This window comes from Xaviernesmea oryzae, from assembly GCF_900109605.1.
Classification (GTDB): domain Bacteria; phylum Pseudomonadota; class Alphaproteobacteria; order Rhizobiales; family Rhizobiaceae; genus Xaviernesmea; species Xaviernesmea oryzae.
Window position 1 is genome coordinate 23,326 of record NZ_FOAM01000027.1, and the last position, 21,167, is coordinate 44,492.

The following is a 21,167-nucleotide window of genomic DNA, read 5'->3' on the forward strand; positions in this document are numbered from 1 at the left end:
GCAAATGCAGAGCTCGAGCATTGTCCCAAGCCGCTTGACATCATACATGGCCCGCATGCCGGCCGATCGGCTTGCGCCCGCGTTTCGCGAGAGGCCTCGGCGAATGCCTCCAGGTCGCTTTCTTGATGGGACCTGACGTCCAGGAGTTTTAACATCATGGCCGACCTCTTCGACCTTCCTGAAATGAGCGATCCCGATCCGGTGCGCCGCGCGCAGATCCAGATGTTGAAGCCGTTGCCCAAGCGCTTCTACAAGGATGTTGGCATCACTGAGACCGAAGACGGCTTCGCCATCCGGCTGGACGGCGCTTCCGTTCGCACGCCGGCCAGAAACGTCCTGGTGGTGCCGAGCGCTGCCCTGGCGGACATCGTCGCGGATGAATGGCGCGGCCAGACCGAGGTGATCGATCCCGCGCTCATGCCCGTCACCCGGCTCGTCAACAGCGCGCTGGATGGTGTGGCGCGCGATCCGGACGTAACCTTTAACGACATTCTGGCCTTTGCCGGCACCGACCTCCTCTGCTATCGCGCAGCCGAGCCCGAACGTCTGGTGGAGCGTCAGCGCGCGCAATGGGATCCCATTCTCGCTTGGGCAGCCGAGACATTCGGCGCACGGTTCATCCTGGCGGAAGGTGTCATGCATCAGGCCCAGCCGCAGCAGGCGCTGGCCGCCTTTGGGCAGGCACTCGGCGCCTTCAAGGCGCCGTTGCCGCTTGCCAGCCTGCACGTAATGACATCTCTGACCGGCTCGGCGCTGCTGCCGCTCGCCTTTGCCATGGGCCGCCTCTCGGCCGAAGAGGCCTGGGCGCTGGCCCATCTCGACGAAGACTGGCAGATCGAGCTCTGGGGCCCCGACGAGGAAGCGGCACACCGCCGCGCTCACCGATGGCAGGACATGGCAGCGGCTGCCCGCGCTTTCGACGCGCTTGATATGCGGTAAACAGGCCGAGCGGAAACCACGGCAACGCCTGACACAATATACAGGGGGCTCAGGCGCTGGCCATCTCGTTGAAGGCGCCCACAGCGACCTGCCGCTTTCTCATGCCTGGCTTGGCTTCAGCATGCAAAACCATCATCTGGCTCTCGGGACGATCGGCCCGCCAGCGGTGATAAGGTGAAATGCATCGGATTTTCTGAAAACCGGTCCCCACTTTTCCAGTCCGACGCGACAGGGGCGAAGCCCGTTAACCTCAATGCGCGAGCTTCAGCCCGGCAATGCCAGCAACGATCAGCGCCAAGCAGGTGAGCCGCCACGCCGTTGCCGGTTCACCGAAAAACACAATACCGAGAATGACTGTGCCGATGGTGCCGATGCCTGTCCAAACCGCATAAGCGGTGCCGAGCGGCAGGCTGCGCATGGCGAGCGCCAGAAGCACCATGCTCAGCACAAGGGCGACCAACGTCGCGAGACTCGGCCAAAGGCGCGTCAGACCCTCCGACTGCCTGAGGCCGGTCGCCCAAGCGACTTCGAGAAGACCTGCGAGAAAGACAAGAATCCAGGGCATGCGCGTCACTCCTGTCGTTCAAGGAGCGAGGTCGTCCCCGCGATGATGAGGAGCGCGAAAGCCCTCCCTGCAGTCGTCTGCAAAGTTTAAGATAGGACGCAGGCTTGCACCGATCAAGCGTCCACCGGCCCAACGTCTGAAAACGGTCAGACTTTGTTGCGCTCGCTGCGCAGTTTGCTCCACCAATCCAAGCGCTTGCGCAGCTCCCGCTCGAAGCCACGCTCGGGCGGATCGTAGAAGGTCTGACGGCCTAGTTTTTCCGGAAAATAATCCTGGCCTGAAAACGCATCCGGCTCATCATGGTCATAGCGGTAGCCGTCACCATAGCCCTCGCCCTTCATCAGCTTGGTCGGCGCATTGAGAATATGCTTGGGCGGCGGCAGGGATCCATGTTCCTTGGCGGCGCGCATCGCCGCCTTATAGGCCGTATAGACGCCGTTGGATTTCGGCGCGGTCGCAAGATAAACGCAGGCCTCGGCCAGAGCCAGCTCCCCCTCCGGCGAACCGAGATAGTCATAGGCATCCTTGGCGGCGCTGCAGATCACCAGCGCCTGCGGATCGGCAAGGCCGATATCCTCCACGGCCATGCGTACCATGCGCCGCCCGAGATAAAGCGGATCTTCCCCGGCATCGAACATCCGGCAGAGATAATAGAGCGCGGCATCGGGGTCGGAGCCACGTACCGATTTATGGAGGGCCGAGATCAGATTGTAGTGCCCGTCCTGACTCTTGTCGTAGACCGGCGCCCGACGCTGAACGACGTCCTGCAGCGCCTGGGCATCGAAGGTTTCGCCCGGTCGGCCCGCACGCCACACCTCCTCCGCCAAGGTCAGCGCCGCGCGTCCATCGCCGTCAGCCATGCGGATCAAGCTGGCGCGCGCCGCTTCGTCCAGCGGCAGGCTCCGCCCTTCGGCTTTCTCCGCCCGGGCCAAAAGCTCGGCGAGGCTATCGGCATCATGCGGCTTGAAGGTCAGGACACGGGCGCGCGACAAAAGTGCGGCATTCAGCTCGAACGAGGGATTTTCGGTCGTCGCGCCAACCAGGACGATCGTGCCGTCCTCCATGACGGGCAGGAAACTATCCTGTTGCGCCCGGTTGAAGCGGTGGATCTCATCGACGAACAGCAGCGTCTGTCGCCCGCCCATGCGCCGCATCCGCGCCGCCTCAAAAACCTTCTTGAGATCGGCAACCCCAGAGAAGATCGCCGAGATCTGTTCGAAGGCCAAGCCTGTCTCGCCCGAGAGAAGCCGCGCCACCGTGGTCTTGCCGGTCCCCGGCGGCCCCCAGAAGATCATCGAACCCAGAGAGCCAGCACTGATCATCCGCATCAGCACACCGTCAGGTCCGGTCAACTGCGGCTGTCCCGAAACCTCCGCCAGCGTCTTCGGGCGCAGCCTGTCGGCCAGCGGCCTGGCCTGGGCCGCGCGCTCGGCGGCTTCCGCAGCAAAGAGATCGCTCATCGGAAAAACTGGCGGATGCGTTGCCCGTCCCGCTCGATCTCGACACGCCAGAGCGACGCACCGGCGCGCACGATGTTTTCCAGATCGGCAGAGCTCTTGATATCGACGCCGTTGATCGCGACGATGATGTCGCGCGGCTGGAAGCCGACCCGGGCAGCGGGCGCCCCCTCGGCAATGCCGGTGACCACCACGCCCTGGATTCGGCCGGGCAGACGCAGCTCTTCCGACAGGCGCGGCGAGAGATTGCCGACCGAGGCCCCGGCCAGCGGACTGCGGCCCTCGAGAAGGCGGATGTCGCGCTTGGGCACCTCCGGCGCCTGTTCCAGCGCCAGCGTCACATCATGAACGCGGCCATTGTCGCTGACCGAAAGCGTGGCCTTGCGGCCGACGCCGACCGTGGTCAGACGATAGCCGAGCGCGTCGGGATGCTCGACCTCAATGCCGTTGACGGCCAGCACCACCTCGCCGGGCTTCAGCCCAGCCTTTTCTGCAGGCCCGCCCTCGACCACGGAAGACACCAGGGCGCCGCGCGCACGCGGCAGTCCGACGGCCTCTGCCACCTCGGAGGTAACGGGCTCGAAGCTTGCGCCGATATAAGGCCGCGCAAACTGACCGCCGCCGCCGGATGCCGACTCGACGAAGACCTTGACGAGATTGGCGGGGATCGCGAAGCCGATGCCGTTCGACCCACCGCCGCGCGAGAAAATGGCGGTGTTGATGCCGATCAGCTCGCCGCGCATATCGATCAGCGCGCCGCCGGAATTGCCGGGATTGATCGAGGCATCCGTCTGGATGAAGAAGCTGAAATCGCTGCCCTCGGTCACCTGGTTGCGCGCCAGGGCCGACACGATGCCGCTGGTCACAGTTTGGCCGACACCGAAGGGGTTGCCGATCGCCAGCACGAGATCGCCGACCTCGACCTTGTCGCTGTCGCCGAGTGGCAGCACCTGGAACGGGCCCTTGCCCTTGATCTTCAGCACGGCGAGATCGAGCCGCTCATCCTTCATGACCACGGTGGAGGCGAATTCGCGCCCATCCGCCAGCGCGACCTTGATGTCGTCGGCGCCGTCGATCACGTGGTTGTTGGTGACCACAGTGCCATCGTCGCGCACAATGACGCCCGAGCCGAGAGAAGACTGCTTCTCCGAGCGGTTGGGCAGCCGCTGGCCGAAAAATTGTTCAAGGAAAGGGTCGCCCGCGAAGGGAGAGCGCTGGCGCACCGTCTTCTCAGCATAGACGTTGACCACCGCGCCGGAGGTCTGCTTGACCAGCGGCGAAAAAGACAGCTGCATCTCTGCACGGCTCTCCGGCACCGAGCGAGGCGCGGGTTCAGCCTGCGCGACGACGGCGCCCGTCGGGCTCGGGTCAAGAGGTGGATTCAGGCTCACGCCCACTGGTGCGACCTGATGGGCAAGCATCACAATGACGAAGAGACCGGCAATGCCGGACAGGACGAGCGACAAGGGAGTGCGAGACATGCGGCGGATCCTAATGCGGAAACGAAACTGGCTGTCGAGATAGGCGATAACGGGCGAAAAGCAAAGAACCTGTGCAGCATCCTCCCCGCGGCTTCGACGGCCACATACGGGAATGCTGCATCCAGAGCGGCATTGACGTTGATGTTCGACAAAAGGTTTCAGACATGAACAGCTATCGACACCCTCTGTTTGAGCTCCTCGCGTCTCTCGACACGAAGCGCATTCCCTACAATCTCTCGCGAACGCGGCCAGACTCGGTCGGCATCTTCGTGACATCAGTCGGAATGCGGATCGAGATTTTCGTCTTCGATGACGGGCATCTCGAATATTCGATTTTCGAGGGCAATGAGGACGTCCTGTCGGACCGGAACGAACTCCTGCGCCTGCTTTCCACCTTCGGGTAGAGTGTCCCTGCCCGCGCGCAAGGGCGGAACGCAAAAAGCCGGGCGATCGCTCACCCGGCTTTCATCATCGACTGTCAGAACCAATTAAGCGGCTTCGGCAGCTTCCGCTTCAGCGGCCACGCGTGCACGGTCGGCCGCGCCCTTGGCGTCGACGTCGCGGTCAACGAATTCGATGACGGCGAGCGCGGCATTGTCGCCGTGGCGGAAACCGGCCTTCATGATGCGCAGATAGCCGCCGTTGCGGGCTGCATAGCGCGAGGCGATCGAATCGAACAGCTTGGCGACGACAGCGACGTCGCGGATCTGAGCGATGGCCTGACGACGAGCGTGCAGATCGCCGCGCTTGCCGAGCGTCACCAGCTTTTCGACGATCGGACGCAGGTCCTTCGCCTTCGGCAGGGTGGTGACGATCTGCTCGTGCTGGATCAGCGACGCAGCCATGTTGGCGAACATGGCCTTACGGTGGCTGGCGGTTCTATTGAGCTTGCGGCCCGCATTGCGATGGCGCATGGCTTATCTCCTTCTTCGCAGGTTTCCGCGCATCTCTCGCGCTACCCTGCCGTTTCCTGGCACATACAGGCATCCACATCCTTCCGGATCAGGGCCTGCTGTCTGACGGGGAAAAGGCAGAGACGGGGCCTGCCTTTTTTGTTCTTAATACTGGTCTTCGTAGCGCTTGGCGAGATCTTCGATGTTCTCGGGCGGCCAGGCCGGCACTTCCATGCCGAGGTGAAGGCCCATGGAAGCGAGAACTTCCTTGATTTCGTTCAGCGACTTGCGGCCGAAATTCGGCGTCCGCAGCATCTCGGCTTCCGTCTTCTGGATCAGGTCGCCGATGTAAACGATGTTGTCGTTCTTCAGGCAGTTGGCCGAACGAACCGAAAGTTCGAGCTCGTCGACCTTCTTGAGAAGCGCCGGGTTGAAGGCGAGCTCCGTGACGGCTTCCTCTTCGGCTTCCTTCTGCGGCTCGTCGAAATTGACGAAGACCGAGAGCTGGTCCTGAAGGATACGCGCCGCGAAAGCCACGGCATCTTCGCCGGTGACCGAGCCATTGGTCTCGATCGTCATCGTCAGCTTGTCGTAGTCGAGAACCTGGCCTTCACGGGTGTTTTCCACCTTGTAGGACACTTTCTTGACCGGCGAATACAGGCTGTCGACAGGGATGAGGCCGATCGGCGCATCTTCCGAACGGTTGCGATCTGCGGGCACGTAGCCCTTGCCGTTGTTGACCGTGAACTCCATGCGGATCTCGGCGCCGTCATCGAGCGTGCAGATCACATGGTTGGGGTTCAAGATCTCGATATCGCCGACCGTCTGAATGTCGCCAGCGGTGACCACGCCCGGGCCCTGCTTGCGAACGACCATGCGCTTGGCATCGTCGCCATCCATCTTGATGGCGATTTCCTTGATGTTGAGGACGATGTCCGTCACATCTTCGCGCACGCCGGGGATGGAGGAGAATTCATGCAGAACGCCATCGATCTGCACTGCGGTCACGGCCGCACCGCGCAGTGACGACAGAAGCACGCGGCGCAGGGCATTGCCAAGCGTCAGGCCGAATCCGCGCTCCAGCGGCTCCGCAACAAGGCTGACCTTGGTGCGGCCGGAAGACGAGAACTCCACCTTGTTCGGCTTGATCAGTTCCTGCCAGTTTTTCTGAATCATCTTTGTTGCCTTCCGTTCGTCGCCACCATCCAATCGTGGCGACCGAGCCTTGAAGCGCCGTAGGGGCTGAAACCCCTCCGGCGAGCGCGAGCAAAATTAGACGCGGCGCTTCTTGCGCGGACGGCAGCCATTGTGCGGGATCGGCGTCACATCGCGGATCGACGTGATCATGAAGCCGGCAGCCTGCAGGGCGCGAAGCGCCGACTCACGGCCGGAACCCGGGCCGCAGACTTCGACTTCGAGCGTGCGCATGCCGTGTTCCTGCGCCTTCTTGGCAGCATCTTCCGCAGCGATCTGCGCGGCGAAGGGGGTCGACTTGCGCGAACCCTTGAAGCCCTTCGAACCGGCGGACGACCAAGCGATCGCGTTGCCCTGGGCATCGGTGATCGTGATCATCGTGTTGTTGAAGGACGAGTTGACGTGCGCGACGCCCGAGGAAATGTTCTTACGTTCGCGACGACGAACGCGGGTGGCTTCTTTGGCCATGGTCTACCTTTCAAGGATCTCTGCACCGCCGTAATGCCAGCGGCTCCACCGGGAAGAAACGCCTTCCCAACCTCTTTGCCGGATAATCGAAGCCGGCAATGTCTTGAAGCGACATGCACCGATTCGGCGTCGCTTCAAACTACAAAAAGAGGCCGGCGCCCGCGCGCCAGCCTCTTTGCCACGCTGGAAGCGAGGCTTTACTTCTTCTTGCCGGCAATCGCCTTTGCCGGACCCTTGCGGGTGCGGGCATTGGTGTGCGTGCGCTGGCCACGAACGGGCAGCGAGCGGCGATGACGCAGGCCGCGATAGCAGCCGAGGTCCATCAGACGCTTGATGTTCATCGAGGTTTCGCGACGCAGGTCACCTTCGACCTGATAGTCGCGGTCGATCGCTTCACGGATCTGCAGAACTTCGGCGTCCGTCAGCTGATGAACGCGACGTTCAGCCGGAATGCCGACCTTTTCGATGATTTCCTGTGCGAACTTCGGTCCGATCCCGTGAATGTAGGTCAGCGCGATAACAACGCGCTTAGCCGTCGGGATGTTGACGCCAGCGATACGAGCCACGTCGTTTCTCCTTGCTTCCAGTTGCCATCCGGCAATAGGTGCTCTGTTGCAGCCTTTGACAGGCCAACTGCTTCGATGATTGGTCGGAACACGGAAAAAGACCGCGCCCGGGCTTCGTTGCCGAAAGTCCGCGCCGATCCCCAGCATGTAGCGAGTTGACGCGGTCTTTGACGGAATCGGCCGGAAAAGTCAACTCCCCGGCCGGTTGTTTTTAGGCCACCGCAGCAGCTTCGGACAGAATCCGATCGATCTCACGGGTCACGGTTTCCACCGGCGCCATGCCATCCACAGTCTTCAGTTCCCCGCGCGAGGCGTAATAGTCGGAGAGCGGTGCAGTCTTCTCGCGATATTCGACGAGACGCTTGCGAACCGCTTCCGGATTGTCGTCCGAACGAACCTTGCCGCCGGCTTCGATCGTTTCCTTAACGCGATTCTCGATGCGACGCACCAGTGCTGCTTCATCGACGATCAGTTCGATCACCGCATTGAGGCGCAGGCCCTTCTCGTCCAGAATCTTGCCCAGCGCCACAGCCTGGGGAACCGTGCGAGGATAGCCGTCCAGGATGAAACCACGGGCGCAGTCGGCCGAATCGATGCGCTGCGAGACGATCTCGTTGACGATCTCGTCTGACACGAGCTGCCCGGCATCCATCACCGCCTTGGCGCGCTTGCCGATCTCGGTTTCCGCCGCCACGGCCGCGCGGAGCATGTCGCCCGTGGAAAGCTGCGGAATCGCGTGCTTCTCGGTCAGCAGCTTCGCCTGTGTGCCCTTGCCCGCCCCCGGCGGTCCCAGAAAAATCAGCCTCATCGCCCCCTTTTGCCTCCACGCAGCTTCGATTTCCGAATGAGCCCCTCATATTGCTGCGCAATGAGGTGCCCTTGAATCTGTGCTACCGTATCGAGGGTGACGCTGACAACAATCAAAAGCGATGTACCACCAAGGTAGAAGGGCACACCTGTCTGAGCAATGAGAAACTCGGGCAGGATGCACACGAAGATCAGGTAGATCGCGCCGAGCACGGTGATCCGCGTCAGCACGTAGTCGATATATTCAGCCGTGCGTTCGCCGGGGCGAATGCCGAGGATGAAGCCGCCATGCTTCTTGAGATTGTCGGCAGTCTCCTTCGGGTTGAAGACGATGGCCGTATAGAAGAAGGCGAAGAAGGCGATCATGGCGGCATAGAGCACCATGTAAAGCGGCTTGCCATGGCCGAGCGCGCCGACAGCGGCAGTCGCCCAGGTCGGCATATTGGCCGAATTGGCGAAGCCGGCCAGCGTTGCCGGAAGAAGCAGAAGCGAAGAAGCGAAGATCGCCGGGATAACGCCCGCGGTGTTCAGCTTCAGCGGCAGGTGCGATGTATCGCCCTGGTACATGCGGTTTCCGACTTGGCGCTTCGGATACTGGATCAAAAGCCGGCGCTGCGCCCGCTCTACGAAGACGATCAGCGCGATGACGGCGACGATCATCACGATCAGAAACAGGATCAGCGGCGTCGACAGAGCGCCGGTGCGGCCCAGTTCCAGCGTACCCGCGAGTGCTGTCGGCAGATGCGCGACGATGCCGGCGAAGATGATCAGCGAAATGCCGTTGCCGATGCCGCGCGAGGTGATCTGCTCGCCGAGCCACATCAGGAACATGGTGCCGCCGAGCAGCGAGATGACGGTGGAGACGCGGAAGAACCAGCCGGGATCGGCCACCAGACCGTTTCCGCTCTCAAGGCCGGCGGAAATGGCATAGGCCTGGATCGTGCCGAGCAGCACGGTGCCGTAGCGCGTATACTGGTTGATGACCTTACGGCCCTGCTCGCCTTCCTTCTTCAGCTGCTCGAGAGCAGGGATGACCGAGGTCATCAGCTGAACGATGATGGAGGCGGAGATATAGGGCATGATCCCGAGCGCGAAGATCGCCATGCGCTCGACCGCGCCGCCCGAAAACATGTTGAAAAGCCCGAGAATGCCACCGCTCTGGCCCCGGAAGGCCTGCGCAAAGGCTTCAGGATTGAGGCCCGGCAAAGGAATGTATGTGCCCAGACGATAGACGAGCAGCGCACCCAGGGTGAACCAGAGCCGCTTCTTCAGGTCGGTCGCCTTGGAGAAGGTCGAGAAATTCAGATTGGAGGCGAGCTGTTCCGCTGCAGAAGCCATGCGATTCTCCGCGAAGCCGTGCGGAACCAGCGGATAAAGAACCCCCTCGGTCCCGAACTGGCCGTGTTGCCATGTTTGAAACCGGGGCTCGCTTGGCTTGGGGCACGCTCGCGCACCGCCCCGCCAGATCCTCCCGGCCTTTCTGTCCTCTGCACAAGGGCTGCCGCAAGCCAGGCGGCGTACGCTTCCCGTGCCTGCCCGTCCAGATCGATGTCACTCGATGGAAGGGCTGTTCGGACTGAGGCGGGGCCTGTTTGCCCTCCCCGCACCTTGAAGGTGCCGCGACAGTCTGAGGAAGCATCGCCCGTCGTGCCTGACCGCCCTTTTGAAAGAGGCGTGCCGATCGGACAAAAAACCGCCCGGAGCTTTAACACCCCGGGCGGTTCGTCTTCAAGCTTATTCGGCGTCTGCGGCTTCGACAGCCGGGAGCACGATGGTGCCGCCGGCCTTTTCGATCTTCTCGACGGCAGCCTTGGAAGCGCCGGACGCCTGGATCGAAACCTTGGCGGTGAGTTCGCCATCAGCCAGCACGCGAACGCCGGCCCGCGCACGGCGGATTACACCAGCGGCCTTCAGCGCGTCGGCATCGATCGTCTTGGACGCATCGAGCTTGCCGGCATCGATCGCCGTCTGCAGGCGGCCGAGCGAGACAACCACATATTCCTCACGGAAGATGTTGTTGAAGCCGCGCTTCGGCAGGCGGCGGTAGATAGGCATCTGGCCGCCTTCGAAGCCATTGATGGCAACGCCGGAGCGTGCCTTCTGGCCCTTCACACCGCGGCCGCCGGTCTTGCCGGAGCCGGAGCCGATGCCACGACCGAGCCGCTTGCGGTTCTTGGTCGCGCCTTCGTTATCGCGGATTTCGTTGAGCTTCATGATCTTTGCTCCCTCACTTCTCGTCGACGACGCGCACGAGGTGCTGGACGGACCGGATCATGCCGCGAACGGAAGGGGTGTCTTCCAGGGTGCGAACCCGGTGCATCTTGTTGAGGCCGAGACCGATCAGCGTCTGGCGCTGCGAGGCCGGCCGGCGGATCGGGCTGCCGATCTGTTCGATCGTCACCGTCTTGTTGGCGGTTTCCTTAGCCATGGCGTGGATGCTCCCTTATTCTTCCGCAGAGACCATGCCAGCGGCTTCGCGGCGACCCTGAAGCGTGGCGTACTTGATGCCGCGCTGAGCCGCGATGTCCTTCGGATGCATCTGGTTCTTCAGAGCGTCGAAGGTGGCGCGGATCATGTTGTAGGGGTTCGACGAACCGGTGGACTTGGCGACGACGTCATGCATGCCGAGCGTTTCGAAGACGGCGCGCATCGGGCCGCCTGCGATGATGCCCGTACCGGCCTTGGCCGAACGCAGCAGGACCTTGCCGGCGCCGTGGCGGCCGTGAACGTCGTGATGCAGGGTGCGGCCGCCACGCAGCGGAACGAAAATCAGCTCGCGCTTGGCAGCTTCGGTTGCCTTGCGGATTGCTTCCGGCACTTCACGTGCCTTGCCATGGCCGAAACCGACCCGGCCCTTCTGGTCGCCGACGACGACGAGAGCAGCAAAGCCGAAACGACGGCCGCCCTTCACCACCTTGGCGACGCGATTGATGGCAACGAGCTTGTCGACGAATTCGCTGTCGCGCTCCTCGCGGTTCTGGCGGTCTTCGCGAGAACCTCTTCTTTCCTGTGCCATTGTCCTTTTCCTTTTTTCTTTTCCGGGTGCAATCGGCAGATTGACGGGATGCCGTTTCGTGGACGCTGTTGGCCCTTGAAACGGCGAAGCCGGCCGCTTTGGCCCCTCGCCCGCCTTTTATGCCTTCACCAAGCGAAAGCCTCGAACGGCTTTGCCAGCGACAGGCTGACGGTGCGAGAAACCGGCTGGCGCCGGGCATGCGTCCGCCCGGATCAACGAGGAACCCGGGCGGAAAAGCCTCATTAGAAGGTCAGGCCGCCTTCGCGGGCTGCTTCGGCCAACGCCTTGACGCGGCCGTGATAGAGGAAGGCGCCGCGGTCGAAGACGACCTCGGTGACGCCGGCAGCCTTGGCGCGCTCGGCGATCAGCTTACCGACGGCAGACGCGGCAGCGACATCGGCCCCGGTCTTGAGATCGCCGCGAAGGCCGGTGTCCAACGTCGAGGCAGCGGCCAGCGTCTTGCCGGCAACGTCATCGATAACCTGAACGTAGATGTTCTTCGACGAGCGATGCACCGACAGGCGCGGGCGCCCGTTGGCAACCGCCTTGAGATGGCGACGCACGCGGTTGGCGCGACGCACAGTGGTGTCTTTCCTGTTAGCCATTTCGCGTGATCCTTACTTCTTCTTGCCTTCTTTGCGGACGATCCGCTCTTCCGCGTACTTGACGCCCTTGCCCTTATAGGGCTCGGGGCCACGATATTCGCGGATTTCAGCGGCGACCTGGCCCACCTGCTGCTTGTTGATGCCGGACACGATGATTTCGGTCGGCTTCGGAACAGCGATGGAGATGCCTTCAGGCGTCTGATAGACCACGTCGTGGCTGAAGCCGAGCGCCAGCTGCAGGTTCTTGCCCTGCATGGACGCGCGGTAACCGACGCCGTTGATTTCGAGCTTGCGCTCGTAGCCGTCCTTCACACCCTTGAAGATGTTCTCGATCATCGTGCGGGACATGCCCCACTTCGAACGAGCATCCTTGGTCTGGGAGACCGGTGCGACCGTAACCGCGTTGTTCTCAAATGCGACCGCGACTTCGTCATTGGCGACAAAGGTCAGTTCGCCCTTCGGGCCCTTGGCCGTGACGGTCTGGCCGTCTACGGAGGCAGTCACGCCAGCAGGAACCGGAACGGGCTTTTTACCGATACGAGACATTGTTTTTCAATCCTGTCTGTTCGACGGGAGATGCCCTGCGCGATCTTAGAAGACCGAGCAGAGAACCTCGCCACCAACGTTCTGTTCGCGTGCCTGATGGTCGGCCATCACACCCTTCGGGGTCGAAAGGATGGTGATGCCAAGGCCGTTCGCGACCTGCGGAATGGACTTGACCGAGACATAGACCCGGCGGCCCGGCTTGGAAACGCGGCCGATCTCGCGGATCACGGACTGGCCTTCGTAATATTTCAGCTCGATGCTGAGTTCGCTCTTGCCATTGTCGAAAGCGACTTCCGAGTAGCCCCGGATGTAGCCTTCGGACTGGAGAACGTCGAGAACGCGTGCGCGCAGCTTGGAAGCCGGCGTGGATACGCTCGACTTGCGGCGCGCGGCACCGTTGCGGATACGGGTGAGCATATCGCCCAAGGGATCAGTCATGGTCATTTTCCCGTCTCCTTACCAGCTCGACTTCACGATGCCGGGCACCTTGCCGAAGTTGCCGAGTTCGCGAAGCGCGATACGCGACATCTTGAGCTTGCGGTAAAAGGCGCGCGGACGGCCCGTTACTTCGCAACGGTTGCGCACGCGGGTCTTCGACCCATCGCGCGGGAGGCTTGCCAGCTTCAGCGTCGCCTTGAAGCGCTCTTCGATCGGGAGCGACTGGTTCATGACGATGGCCTTCAGCTCAGCGCGCTTGGAGGCCTGGTTCGCAACCGTCTTGCGACGGCGCTTGTTCTTTTCAATTGCGCTCGTTTTCGCCATTGAAATTCAATCCTTCTGCTTGTCGTTACGGCTTACGTGCGGAACGGGAAGTTGAACTCTTTCAAAAGAGCCCGGGCTTCGTCGTCGACCGTTGCCGTCGTGCAAACGATAATGTCCATGCCCCACATCTGATCGACCTTGTCATAGTTGATCTCGGGGAAGACGATGTGTTCCTTGAGGCCCATGGCGAAGTTGCCACGGCCATCGAAAGACTTCGGGTTCAGGCCGCGAAAGTCGCGAACGCGCGGAAGCGCGATGTTGATCAGGCGGTCCAGAAATTCATACATGCGGGCGCCGCGCAGGGTGACCTTCGCGCCGATCGGCATGCCTTCGCGCAGCTTGAAGCCGGCGATCGAGTTACGCGCGCGGGTGATGACCGGCTTCTGGCCGGCAATCGCAGCCAGGTCTGCCGCCGCGACGGAGGGCTTCTTCGAGTCACCCGTGGCTTCGCCCACGCCCATGTTGATCACGATCTTTTCAAGCTTCGGGATCTGCATTTCGTTGGCGTAGTTGAACTGTTCCTGCAGAACCTTGCGGATGCGGGTCACATATTCGGTCTTGAGCCGGGGCTCATACTTTGCTGCTTCAGCCATTGATCACTTCTCCCGAACGCTTGGCGAACCGCACCTTCTTGTCGCCTTCGATGCGGAAACCGACGCGAGTCGGCTTGCCATCCTTGGGATCGGCAACCGCGAGGTTGGACAGGTGGATCGGCGCTTCCTTGGAGATGATGCCGGCTTCCTGGGTCTGGCTCTGACGCTGGTGGCGCTTGACCATGTTGATGCCGCGAACGACCGCACGGTCTTCCTTCGGCTTGACCTGAATGACTTCCCCGGTACGGCCCTTGTCCTTGCCGGCCAGGATGACGACCTTGTCGCCCTTACGAATCTTTTGCATCGCCGTCGTCTTCCTTACAGCACTTCCGGAGCCAGCGAGATGATCTTCATATGGTTCTTGGCGCGGAGTTCGCGCGGAACCGGTCCGAAGATACGCGTGCCGATCGGCTCTTTCTTGTTGTCGATGAGAACGGCGGCATTGTTGTCAAAACGGATGACGCTGCCGTCGGCGCGGCGGATGTCCTTGGCGGTGCGAACGACAACCGCCTTCATCACGTCGCCCTTCTTGACGCGGCCGCGCGGAATAGCCTCCTTGATCGAAACGACGATCACGTCGCCCACGGAAGCATATTTGCGCTTGGAGCCGCCCAGCACCTTGATGCACATGACACGACGCGCGCCGGAATTATCCGCCACGTCGAGGTTTGTTTGCATCTGAATCATGTCAGGTCGCCTTCTTGTTGTGACCGGACCGGTTGGGCCATCCCGTCCTCACGGAAAGGCCCCCTGTTCCAGCTTGTCGAATGGTCTTGCTCGCGCGGGGACGATCTTTGCCAGGGTGGTTTCCTGAAAACAGGACCTTCCGTGCGCTCAAAAGCAAAAGAACGCCCAGAGCACCGGGCGTTCTTTGAAGCAGCTTCATACAGATTTTCGCGCCGCATTCAAGTGGCGGCGCCAAAAAAGCCGGTGGTGGGCGATAACGGCAGCGGCGCTGCGTCCGGCTGCACCTGCCCTCCCCAGCCAGGCAAAGCGCCCCGATCCGCCCTCCTGGACGGCGCGCGGGGCGCCCGGCAATCAGGCATGCGCGGAGACTACAGTCCAGCGCTTGTCCTTGGAGATCGGCGCGCATTCCTCGATGGAAACGATATCGCCAACCTTGTACTGGTTGTTCTCGTCATGCGCCTTGTACTTCTTCGACCGGCGCACGGTCTTCTGGAGAATCGGGTGCGCAAAGCGGCGCTCGATGCGTACGACAACGGTCTTGTCGTTCTTGTCGGAAACGACCGTGCCCTGCAGAATGCGTTTCGGCATATGTCTCGTCCTTTAGGCCTTGGCTTCTGCCGCCTTCTGGCGGGCAATGGTTTTGATGCGCGCAATGTCCTTACGGACTTCGGTGATGCGCGAGGACTTTTCGAGCTGGCCGGTTGCCTTCTGGAAGCGCAGATTGAACTGCTCCTTCTTCAGCTTGGCAAGCTCGTCGTTGAGTTGGTCGGCGCTGAGCGCGCGAACATCTGCGGCTTTCATGGGCTTCACTCCTTACTCTGCAATGCGCTGAACGAAGCGCGTCTTGACAGAGAGCTTTGCAGCACCAAGGCGAAGCGCCTCACGGGCGAGTTCTTCGCTGACGCCGTCGATCTCGAACATCATGCGGCCGGGCTTGACCTTGCAGGCCCAGTACTCAACGGAGCCCTTACCCTTACCCATACGGACTTCGGTGGGCTTTGCCGTGACCGGCACGTCGGGGAACACACGGATCCAGACGCGGCCGGCACGCTTCATGTGGCGGGTAATCGCGCGGCGGGCCGCTTCGATTTCACGCGCGTTCACACGGTTCGGTTCCAGGGATTTCAGGCCGTATTCACCAAAGGCGAGGTCGAACCCGCCCTTGGCGACACCCTTGATGCGGCCCTTGAACTGCTTGCGATACTTAGTACGCTTTGGCTGCAACATTTTTTTACTTCTCCGATATTGGCTGCCAAACGCGCCTGTTACGCGTTGTCGCGACGGCGATCACGATCGCGGTCGCGATCACGGTTGCCACCGCCCTGGTTGTCGGTCTCGCTGGCGCGACGTTCGGACGCCATCGGATCATGCTCCAGGATCTCGCCCTTGAAGATCCAGACCTTGATGCCGCAGATCCCGAAGGCGGTTTCGGCTTCGGCAACGCCGTAGTCGATGTCGGCGCGCAGCGTGTGCAGCGGCACGCGGCCTTCACGATACCATTCGGTGCGGGCGATTTCAGCACCACCGAGACGGCCGGCGCAGGTGATCTTGATGCCTTCGGCACCCAGACGCATGGCCGACTGAACGGAGCGCTTCATGGCGCGGCGGAAGGCCACGCGGCGTTCCAGCTGCTGGGCGATCGACTGGGCGACGAGCGTCGAGTCGATTTCCGGCTTGCGCACTTCGACGATGTTGAGATGCGTCTCGGACGACGTCATCTGCGACAGCGTCTTGCGCAGCTTCTCGATGTCAGCACCCTTCTTGCCGATGATCAGACCCGGACGCGCCGAGTGAATGGTCACGCGGCACTTCTTGTGCGGACGCTCGATCACGACCTTGGAGATGCCGGCCTGCTTCAGCTCGGTCATCAGGTACTTGCGGATCTTCAGGTCTTCATGGAGCAGCTGGCCGTATTCGGCGTTGTCGGCGAACCAACGGCTGTCCCAGGTGCGGTTGATGCCGAGGCGGAAACCAACCGGATTAATCTTCTGGCCCATTATGCGGCCTCCCCTTTGGCTTCGACTTCGCGCACGACGATCGTCAGGTGCGAGAATGGCTTCTCGATGCGCGAGGCGCGGCCACGGCCACGAGCGTGGAAACGCTTCATGACGATCGACTTGCCGACATAGGCCTCGGCGACGACGAGCGAGTCGACGTCGAGGTCATGGTTGTTCTCGGCATTCGCGATGGCGGATTCCAGCGTCTTCTTGACCGTCTCGGCGATCCGCTTGCGCGAAAATTCGAGTTCGGCCAGAGCGCGGTCGACCTTCTTGCCGCGGATCATCGCAGCAACGAGGTTGAGCTTCTGGGGGCTGACGCGGATCGTGCGCGCAACGGCCTGCGCCTCGTTGTCCGCCAGCCGGCGTTCGGCTTTTGCCTTGGCCATGATTACTTCCTCTTCGCCTTCTTGTCCGCGCCGTGGCCGTAGTAGGTCCGGGTCGGCGAGAACTCGCCGAACTTGTGACCGACCATGTCCTCATTGACGCTGACGGGAACGTGCTTGCTGCCGTTGTAGACGCCGAAGGTCAGTCCGACGAACTGGGGCAGGATCGTGGAGCGGCGGCTCCAGATCTTGATGACTTCATTACGACCGCCCTCGCGCACCTTCTCAGCCTTCTTGAGAAGATAGCCATCGACGAACGGACCTTTCCAAACTGAACGAGCCATTGGAGACTTCCTCTCTTACTTCTTACGCTGATGGCGCGAGCGCATGATGAACTTGTCGGTCGACTTGTTCGAACGCGTGCGCTTGCCCTTGGTGGGCTTGCCCCACGGGGTGACCGGATGACGGCCACCGGAGGTGCGGCCTTCACCGCCGCCATGCGGGTGGTCGACCGGGTTCATCACGACGCCGCGAACGTGCGGACGCTTGCCGCGCCAGCGCGAACGACCGGCTTTGCCGTCGTTGATGTTGCCATGATCCGGGTTCGATACGGCGCCGACGGTGGCGAGGCAGGAGCCATGCACCAGACGCTGTTCGCCAGAGTTGAGGCGCAGGATCGCCATGCCCTGGTCGCGACCGACGAGCTGGACATAGGTGCCAGCCGAACGAGCGATCTGCCCGCCCTTGCCCGGCTTCATCTCGACGTTGTGGACGATCGAACCGACCGGCATCGACTGCAACGGCATGGTGTTGCCGGGCTTGACGTCGACGGCCTTGTCGGAGGCGATGACCTTGTCGCCGACAGCCAGGCGCTGCGGCGCCAGGATGTAGGACGGCGTGCCGTCTTCATAGCGAATCAGCGCGATGAAAGCGGTGCGGTTCGGGTCATATTCCAGGCGTTCGACAGTGGCTTCCATGTCGAACTTGCGACGCTTGAAGTCGACCAGGCGGTAGGTGCGCTTGTGACCGCCGCCCTGGAAGCGCACGGTGATGCGGCCCAGATTGTTGCGACCGCCCTTGGAGCTCAGGCCCTGCGTCAGCGACTTGACCGGCTTGCCCTTAAAGAGCTGCGACCGGTCGACGATGACGAGCTGGCGCTGGCTCGGTGTCGTCGGATTGAAACTTTTCAATGCCATTTTCTTGTTCCCTTTTGCGATCTCGCCCGCGGATCCCTCTTTTTAGAGGGACCCCGGCGGGTTTGACCTCAGAGTCCGGTGGAGACGTCGATGGTCTGACCGTCAGCAAGCGTGACGATCGCCTTCTTCTGGTCCCGCTGCCGGCCGACGAAACCGCGGAAGCGCTTGGTCTTGCCCTTGCGCAGCAGCGTGTTGACCGCCGTGACCTTCACACCGAAGAGCGCCTCGATGGCGGCCTTGATTTCCGGCTTGGAGGCGTCCTTGGCGACGTTGAAGACGACCTGGTTATGTTCGGAAACCATCGTCGACTTTTCGGTGATCGAGGGAGAAAGGATCACATCGTAGTGGCGAAGATCCGTCATTTGAACCGCTCCTCCAGAGCTTCGACCGCGTCCTTCGACAAGACGAGCTTGCCGCGGCGCAGAATGTCATACACGTTGATGCCCTGGACCGGCAGGACGTCCACATTCGGGATGTTCTGTGCAGCGAGCTTGAAATTGTTGTCGAGCTCGGCGCCGCCGATGATCAGCGCGTTGGTGAGGCCGAGACCGGCGAAAGCGCCGATGAGCGACTTGGTCTTGGCATCGGCCGCGACCAGGCTGTCAACGATGATGACGTCTTCGGACTTCAGCTTGGACGACAGGGCGTGACGCAGGCCAAGGGCGCGGAGCTTCTTGGGAAGGTCATGCGCATGGCTGCGGGCAACCGGACCATGGGCCTTGCCGCCGCCGCGAAACTGCGGAGCGCGAGCCGAATGGTGACGGGCGCGACCAGTGCCCTTCTGCTTGTACATCTTCGAACCGGTGCGCGACACTTCGCCACGAGTCTTGGTCTGGTGCGTGCCCTGCTGGCGCTTGGCAAGCTGCCAGCGAACGACGCGGGCAATGATGTCTTCGCGCGGCTCGAGGCCGAAAATGGCGTCCGACAGGGATACTTTCCCCGCGTCCTTCCCTTCCAGGGTGGTGACGGTGAGATCCATTATTCGGCTCCCTCAACTTTAGCGGAACGGATGCCGGCCGGGCGCGGAGCGCTTTCCGGAATGCCGGCCTTGATGGCGTCACGAACGGTGATCCACGAGCCCTTCGAACCGGGAACCGCACCCTTGACGAGGATGAGGCCACGGTCTTCGTCGGTGGAGACGACTTCGAGGTTCTGGGTGGTGACGCGGGTCTGGCCCATATGGCCGGCCATGCGCTTGCCCTTCCACACCTTGCCCGGATCCTGGTTGTTACCCGTGGAGCCGTGCGAACGGTGGGACAGCGAAACGCCGTGGGTGGCGCGAAGACCGCCGAAATTATGACGCTTCATGGCGCCGGCGAAGCCCTTACCGACCGAGGTGCCCGTTACATCAACCAGCTGGCCGGCGACGAAGTGGCTTGCCGTCAGCTCGGAACCGACGTCGATCAGATTCTCGGAGCTCACGCGGAACTCGACGAGCTTGGCCTTCGGCTCGACGGAAGCGGTGGCGAAATGGCCACGCAGCGCCTTGGTCGTGTTCTTGACCTTCTTCTGGCCAGCGCCGAGCTGGACGGCGACGTAGCCGTTCTTTTCTTCGGTCCGATGGGCCACCACCTGGCAGTTTTCCATCTTCAGGACCGTAACGGGGATATGTTCGCCGGCGTCATTATAGACCCGGGTCATTCCCACTTTCTGTGCAATCACACCTGAACGCATCGGTTCGTTCCTCTTGAGAGTCCCTGTCGGGGCAAGGACCCCTTCAGCCTCTTGTTCAAGGCTTCCATCCGCGGCGGAAAAGTCCCGCCCCTTTGGTCACCCGTTTCGGGAAGCCGTTGGACCTGGGGTCCACGTACCTTCCTTGTTATTTCCGCCGTTACCGGCGGGGCCTTTTTCTGTGCGCCGTTTCCGGCGGGGCCTTAGAGCTTGATTTCGACGTCGACACCGGCGGCGAGATCGAGCTTCATCAGGGCGTCGACCGTCTGGGGGGTCGGATCGACGATGTCGAGAAGGCGCTTATGCGTGCGCATTTCGAACTGTTCACGGCTCTTCTTGTCGATATGGGGCGAGCGGTTGACCGTAAACTTCTCGATCCGGGTCGGGAGCGGAACCGGGCCACGGACGCTGGCGCCCGTACGCTTGGCCGTGGAGACGATTTCCCGGGTGGAGGCATCGAGAATCCGGTGATCAAACGCCTTCAGGCGGATACGGATGTTCTGGCCGTTCATTCGACTTGTCCTTGCTCGTGGTCCTGCGCCGGTCCCGTAAAGAACGGCCGGCAGGTCAGCTGTTGTTTTACGGTCGAGCCGCTTCTGTTTTCAAAAATCGCAGGGGCATGTTGCCATGCCCCTGGCCAATCAAACGGTGGCGTCAGACCGCCTTTTTCTCATGCAACGCGAGAAGCCGCGATGCCGACGCGCTATGCAAATCGCGCTTGCGCGCCATCTGCACTATTTCGACGCGTTCGGCAAGTCTTGAGCGCCGGATCTGTCGAATACTCGACAAAACCGGCGCCAATTTGCCCGTATAGCTTACTCGACGATCGAAGCGACGATGCCGGCGCCGCGTGCAAATCGCGCTTGCGCGCCATTAGCACATCCTTCGTTTCCGTCGGCAGCTTTCGGCATCACCGCCGAGCGTCGATTACTCGACGATCGAAGCGACGATGCCGGCGCCGACGGTGCGGCCGCCTTCGCGGATCGCGAAGCGCAGCTTTTCTTCCATCGCGATCGGAACGATCAGCTCGACGTCAACGGTGACGTTGTCGCCCGGCATCACCATTTCCGTGCCTTCCGGAAGCGTGACGATGCCCGTCACGTCCGTCGTGCGGAAGTAGAACTGCGGACGGTAGTTGGTGAAGAACGGCGTATGACGACCGCCTTCTTCCTTCGTCAGGATGTAGGCTTCGGCCTTGAACTTCTTGTGCGGCTTGACGGAGCCGGGCTTGCACAGGATCTGGCCGCGCTCCACGCCGTCACGGTTCACGCCGCGCAGAAGCGCGCCGATGTTGTCGCCAGCCTGGCCCTGGTCGAGCAGCTTGCGGAACATTTCAACGCCGGTGCAGGTCGTCTTGGTGGTCGGACGGATGCCGACGATCTCGATTTCCTCGCCGAC

Annotated in this window: 33 protein-coding genes; 2 read left to right on the top strand and 31 right to left on the bottom strand. The window is 61.9% G+C overall.

Features of this window, described 5'->3' with window-relative positions; all coding sequences use genetic code 11:
• The first annotated feature begins 156 nt into the window (after nt 1-156).
• Nucleotides 157-939, top strand: coding sequence for an ATP12 family chaperone protein (locus tag BMX61_RS22895; protein ID WP_075627151.1), 783 nt, complete (start codon nt 157-159; stop codon nt 937-939).
• Between the two features lie 250 nt (nt 940-1,189).
• Here the strand turns inward: BMX61_RS22895 and sugE are convergent, their stop codons facing one another.
• The 3 genes from sugE to BMX61_RS22910 form a co-directional block, all read right to left on the bottom strand.
• The gene (gene sugE, locus BMX61_RS22900) at nt 1,190-1,504 is read right to left on the bottom strand and encodes a quaternary ammonium compound efflux SMR transporter SugE (RefSeq protein WP_075627150.1); all 315 of its coding nucleotides are present in this window, start codon (nt 1,502-1,504) and stop codon (nt 1,190-1,192) included.
• 146 nt (nt 1,505-1,650) lie between these two features.
• Nucleotides 1,651-2,964 carry a replication-associated recombination protein A gene (locus BMX61_RS22905; protein ID WP_075627149.1) on the bottom strand — a complete coding sequence of 438 codons (1,314 nt, stop codon included), beginning with the start codon at nt 2,962-2,964 and terminating at the stop codon, nt 1,651-1,653.
• Nucleotides 2,961-4,256, bottom strand: a complete 1,296-nt coding sequence (locus BMX61_RS22910) for a DegQ family serine endoprotease (protein ID WP_234794796.1) — start codon at nt 4,254-4,256, stop codon at nt 2,961-2,963. Before BMX61_RS22910 ends, BMX61_RS22905 begins: the two co-directional genes overlap by 4 nt.
• A gap of 350 nt (nt 4,257-4,606) precedes the next feature.
• Here BMX61_RS22910 and BMX61_RS22915 point away from each other — a divergent pair, with 350 nt between their 5' ends.
• Nucleotides 4,607-4,846 (top strand): hypothetical protein, encoded by a 240-nt coding sequence (locus BMX61_RS22915; RefSeq protein ID WP_075627148.1) that lies wholly within the window; start codon nt 4,607-4,609, stop codon nt 4,844-4,846.
• An 84-nt stretch (nt 4,847-4,930) separates the two neighbouring features.
• On the opposite strand, the gene rplQ is transcribed toward BMX61_RS22915, so the two are convergent.
• The 28 genes from rplQ to BMX61_RS23055 all read right to left on the bottom strand — a co-directional run.
• Entirely contained in the window at nt 4,931-5,356 is a 426-nt protein-coding gene (gene rplQ / locus BMX61_RS22920; protein WP_075627147.1) for a 50S ribosomal protein L17, read from the bottom strand.
• Between the two features lie 144 nt (nt 5,357-5,500).
• The gene (locus tag BMX61_RS22925) at nt 5,501-6,511 is read right to left on the bottom strand and encodes a DNA-directed RNA polymerase subunit alpha (protein ID WP_075627146.1); all 1,011 of its coding nucleotides are present in this window, start codon (nt 6,509-6,511) and stop codon (nt 5,501-5,503) included.
• A 96-nt stretch (nt 6,512-6,607) separates the two neighbouring features.
• Nucleotides 6,608-6,997 (bottom strand): 30S ribosomal protein S11, encoded by a 390-nt coding sequence (gene rpsK, locus BMX61_RS22930; protein WP_075627145.1) that lies wholly within the window; start codon nt 6,995-6,997, stop codon nt 6,608-6,610.
• Between the two features lie 197 nt (nt 6,998-7,194).
• Nucleotides 7,195-7,563 (bottom strand): 30S ribosomal protein S13, encoded by a 369-nt coding sequence (gene rpsM, locus BMX61_RS22935; RefSeq protein WP_075627144.1) that lies wholly within the window; start codon nt 7,561-7,563, stop codon nt 7,195-7,197.
• 211 nt (nt 7,564-7,774) lie between these two features.
• The gene (locus tag BMX61_RS22940) at nt 7,775-8,371 is read right to left on the bottom strand and encodes an adenylate kinase (RefSeq protein WP_075627143.1); all 597 of its coding nucleotides are present in this window, start codon (nt 8,369-8,371) and stop codon (nt 7,775-7,777) included.
• Complete coding sequence (gene secY / locus BMX61_RS22945; RefSeq protein WP_075627142.1) at nt 8,368-9,708, bottom strand: preprotein translocase subunit SecY; 1,341 nt, start codon at nt 9,706-9,708, stop codon at nt 8,368-8,370. The genes BMX61_RS22940 and secY overlap by 4 nt, the downstream gene beginning before the upstream one ends.
• A gap of 396 nt (nt 9,709-10,104) precedes the next feature.
• Nucleotides 10,105-10,584, bottom strand: coding sequence for a 50S ribosomal protein L15 (gene rplO / locus BMX61_RS22950; RefSeq protein ID WP_075627141.1), 480 nt, complete (start codon nt 10,582-10,584; stop codon nt 10,105-10,107).
• Between the two features lie 13 nt (nt 10,585-10,597).
• Nucleotides 10,598-10,798: a 50S ribosomal protein L30 gene (rpmD, locus tag BMX61_RS22955; RefSeq protein ID WP_075627140.1), complete on the bottom strand. Its 201-nt coding sequence runs from the start codon at nt 10,796-10,798 to the stop codon at nt 10,598-10,600.
• Nucleotides 10,799-10,813: 15 nt separating this feature from the next.
• Nucleotides 10,814-11,386: a 30S ribosomal protein S5 gene (rpsE, locus tag BMX61_RS22960; RefSeq protein WP_075627139.1), complete on the bottom strand. Its 573-nt coding sequence runs from the start codon at nt 11,384-11,386 to the stop codon at nt 10,814-10,816.
• A gap of 242 nt (nt 11,387-11,628) precedes the next feature.
• Nucleotides 11,629-11,991, bottom strand: a complete 363-nt coding sequence (gene rplR, locus BMX61_RS22965; RefSeq protein WP_075627138.1) for a 50S ribosomal protein L18 — start codon at nt 11,989-11,991, stop codon at nt 11,629-11,631.
• A gap of 12 nt (nt 11,992-12,003) precedes the next feature.
• Nucleotides 12,004-12,537, bottom strand: coding sequence for a 50S ribosomal protein L6 (gene rplF / locus BMX61_RS22970; RefSeq protein ID WP_075627137.1), 534 nt, complete (start codon nt 12,535-12,537; stop codon nt 12,004-12,006).
• 45 nt (nt 12,538-12,582) lie between these two features.
• A complete protein-coding gene (rpsH, locus tag BMX61_RS22975) occupies nt 12,583-12,981 on the bottom strand; it encodes a 30S ribosomal protein S8 (protein ID WP_075627136.1) in 399 nt (132 codons plus the stop codon).
• A gap of 12 nt (nt 12,982-12,993) precedes the next feature.
• Nucleotides 12,994-13,299: a 30S ribosomal protein S14 gene (gene rpsN / locus BMX61_RS22980; protein WP_075627135.1), complete on the bottom strand. Its 306-nt coding sequence runs from the start codon at nt 13,297-13,299 to the stop codon at nt 12,994-12,996.
• Between the two features lie 32 nt (nt 13,300-13,331).
• A complete protein-coding gene (rplE, locus tag BMX61_RS22985) occupies nt 13,332-13,892 on the bottom strand; it encodes a 50S ribosomal protein L5 (RefSeq protein ID WP_075627134.1) in 561 nt (186 codons plus the stop codon).
• Nucleotides 13,885-14,196: a 50S ribosomal protein L24 gene (rplX, locus tag BMX61_RS22990; RefSeq protein ID WP_075627133.1), complete on the bottom strand. Its 312-nt coding sequence runs from the start codon at nt 14,194-14,196 to the stop codon at nt 13,885-13,887. Before rplX ends, rplE begins: the two co-directional genes overlap by 8 nt.
• 14 nt (nt 14,197-14,210) lie before the next feature.
• Nucleotides 14,211-14,579, bottom strand: coding sequence for a 50S ribosomal protein L14 (rplN, locus tag BMX61_RS22995; RefSeq protein ID WP_029620133.1), 369 nt, complete (start codon nt 14,577-14,579; stop codon nt 14,211-14,213).
• Nucleotides 14,580-14,930: 351 nt separating this feature from the next.
• The gene (gene rpsQ / locus BMX61_RS23000) at nt 14,931-15,167 is read right to left on the bottom strand and encodes a 30S ribosomal protein S17 (protein ID WP_075627132.1); all 237 of its coding nucleotides are present in this window, start codon (nt 15,165-15,167) and stop codon (nt 14,931-14,933) included.
• A 12-nt stretch (nt 15,168-15,179) separates the two neighbouring features.
• The gene (gene rpmC / locus BMX61_RS23005; RefSeq protein ID WP_075627131.1) at nt 15,180-15,380 is read right to left on the bottom strand and encodes a 50S ribosomal protein L29; all 201 of its coding nucleotides are present in this window, start codon (nt 15,378-15,380) and stop codon (nt 15,180-15,182) included.
• 12 nt (nt 15,381-15,392) lie between these two features.
• Nucleotides 15,393-15,806 carry a 50S ribosomal protein L16 gene (rplP, locus tag BMX61_RS23010; protein ID WP_075627130.1) on the bottom strand — a complete coding sequence of 138 codons (414 nt, stop codon included), beginning with the start codon at nt 15,804-15,806 and terminating at the stop codon, nt 15,393-15,395.
• A gap of 38 nt (nt 15,807-15,844) precedes the next feature.
• A complete protein-coding gene (rpsC, locus tag BMX61_RS23015; protein ID WP_075627129.1) occupies nt 15,845-16,576 on the bottom strand; it encodes a 30S ribosomal protein S3 in 732 nt (243 codons plus the stop codon).
• Nucleotides 16,576-16,965 carry a 50S ribosomal protein L22 gene (gene rplV / locus BMX61_RS23020; RefSeq protein WP_075627128.1) on the bottom strand — a complete coding sequence of 130 codons (390 nt, stop codon included), beginning with the start codon at nt 16,963-16,965 and terminating at the stop codon, nt 16,576-16,578. Before rplV ends, rpsC begins: the two co-directional genes overlap by 1 nt.
• Nucleotides 16,966-16,967: 2 nt before the next feature.
• Nucleotides 16,968-17,246 carry a 30S ribosomal protein S19 gene (gene rpsS, locus BMX61_RS23025; RefSeq protein WP_075627127.1) on the bottom strand — a complete coding sequence of 93 codons (279 nt, stop codon included), beginning with the start codon at nt 17,244-17,246 and terminating at the stop codon, nt 16,968-16,970.
• 15 nt (nt 17,247-17,261) lie between these two features.
• Nucleotides 17,262-18,098, bottom strand: coding sequence for a 50S ribosomal protein L2 (rplB, locus tag BMX61_RS23030; protein WP_075627126.1), 837 nt, complete (start codon nt 18,096-18,098; stop codon nt 17,262-17,264).
• 68 nt (nt 18,099-18,166) lie between these two features.
• Nucleotides 18,167-18,460 (bottom strand): 50S ribosomal protein L23, encoded by a 294-nt coding sequence (locus BMX61_RS23035; RefSeq protein ID WP_075627125.1) that lies wholly within the window; start codon nt 18,458-18,460, stop codon nt 18,167-18,169.
• Nucleotides 18,457-19,077 (bottom strand): 50S ribosomal protein L4, encoded by a 621-nt coding sequence (gene rplD / locus BMX61_RS23040; protein ID WP_075627124.1) that lies wholly within the window; start codon nt 19,075-19,077, stop codon nt 18,457-18,459. Before rplD ends, BMX61_RS23035 begins: the two co-directional genes overlap by 4 nt.
• Nucleotides 19,077-19,772: a 50S ribosomal protein L3 gene (gene rplC, locus BMX61_RS23045; RefSeq protein WP_075627123.1), complete on the bottom strand. Its 696-nt coding sequence runs from the start codon at nt 19,770-19,772 to the stop codon at nt 19,077-19,079. The genes rplD and rplC overlap by 1 nt, the downstream gene beginning before the upstream one ends.
• A gap of 200 nt (nt 19,773-19,972) precedes the next feature.
• Nucleotides 19,973-20,281: a 30S ribosomal protein S10 gene (rpsJ, locus tag BMX61_RS23050; protein WP_003547547.1), complete on the bottom strand. Its 309-nt coding sequence runs from the start codon at nt 20,279-20,281 to the stop codon at nt 19,973-19,975.
• Nucleotides 20,282-20,696: 415 nt separating this feature from the next.
• Nucleotides 20,697-21,167, bottom strand: a 471-nt coding sequence (locus BMX61_RS23055; RefSeq protein WP_268794183.1) for an EF-Tu C-terminal domain-related protein, incomplete at its 5' end; no start/stop codon positions are given.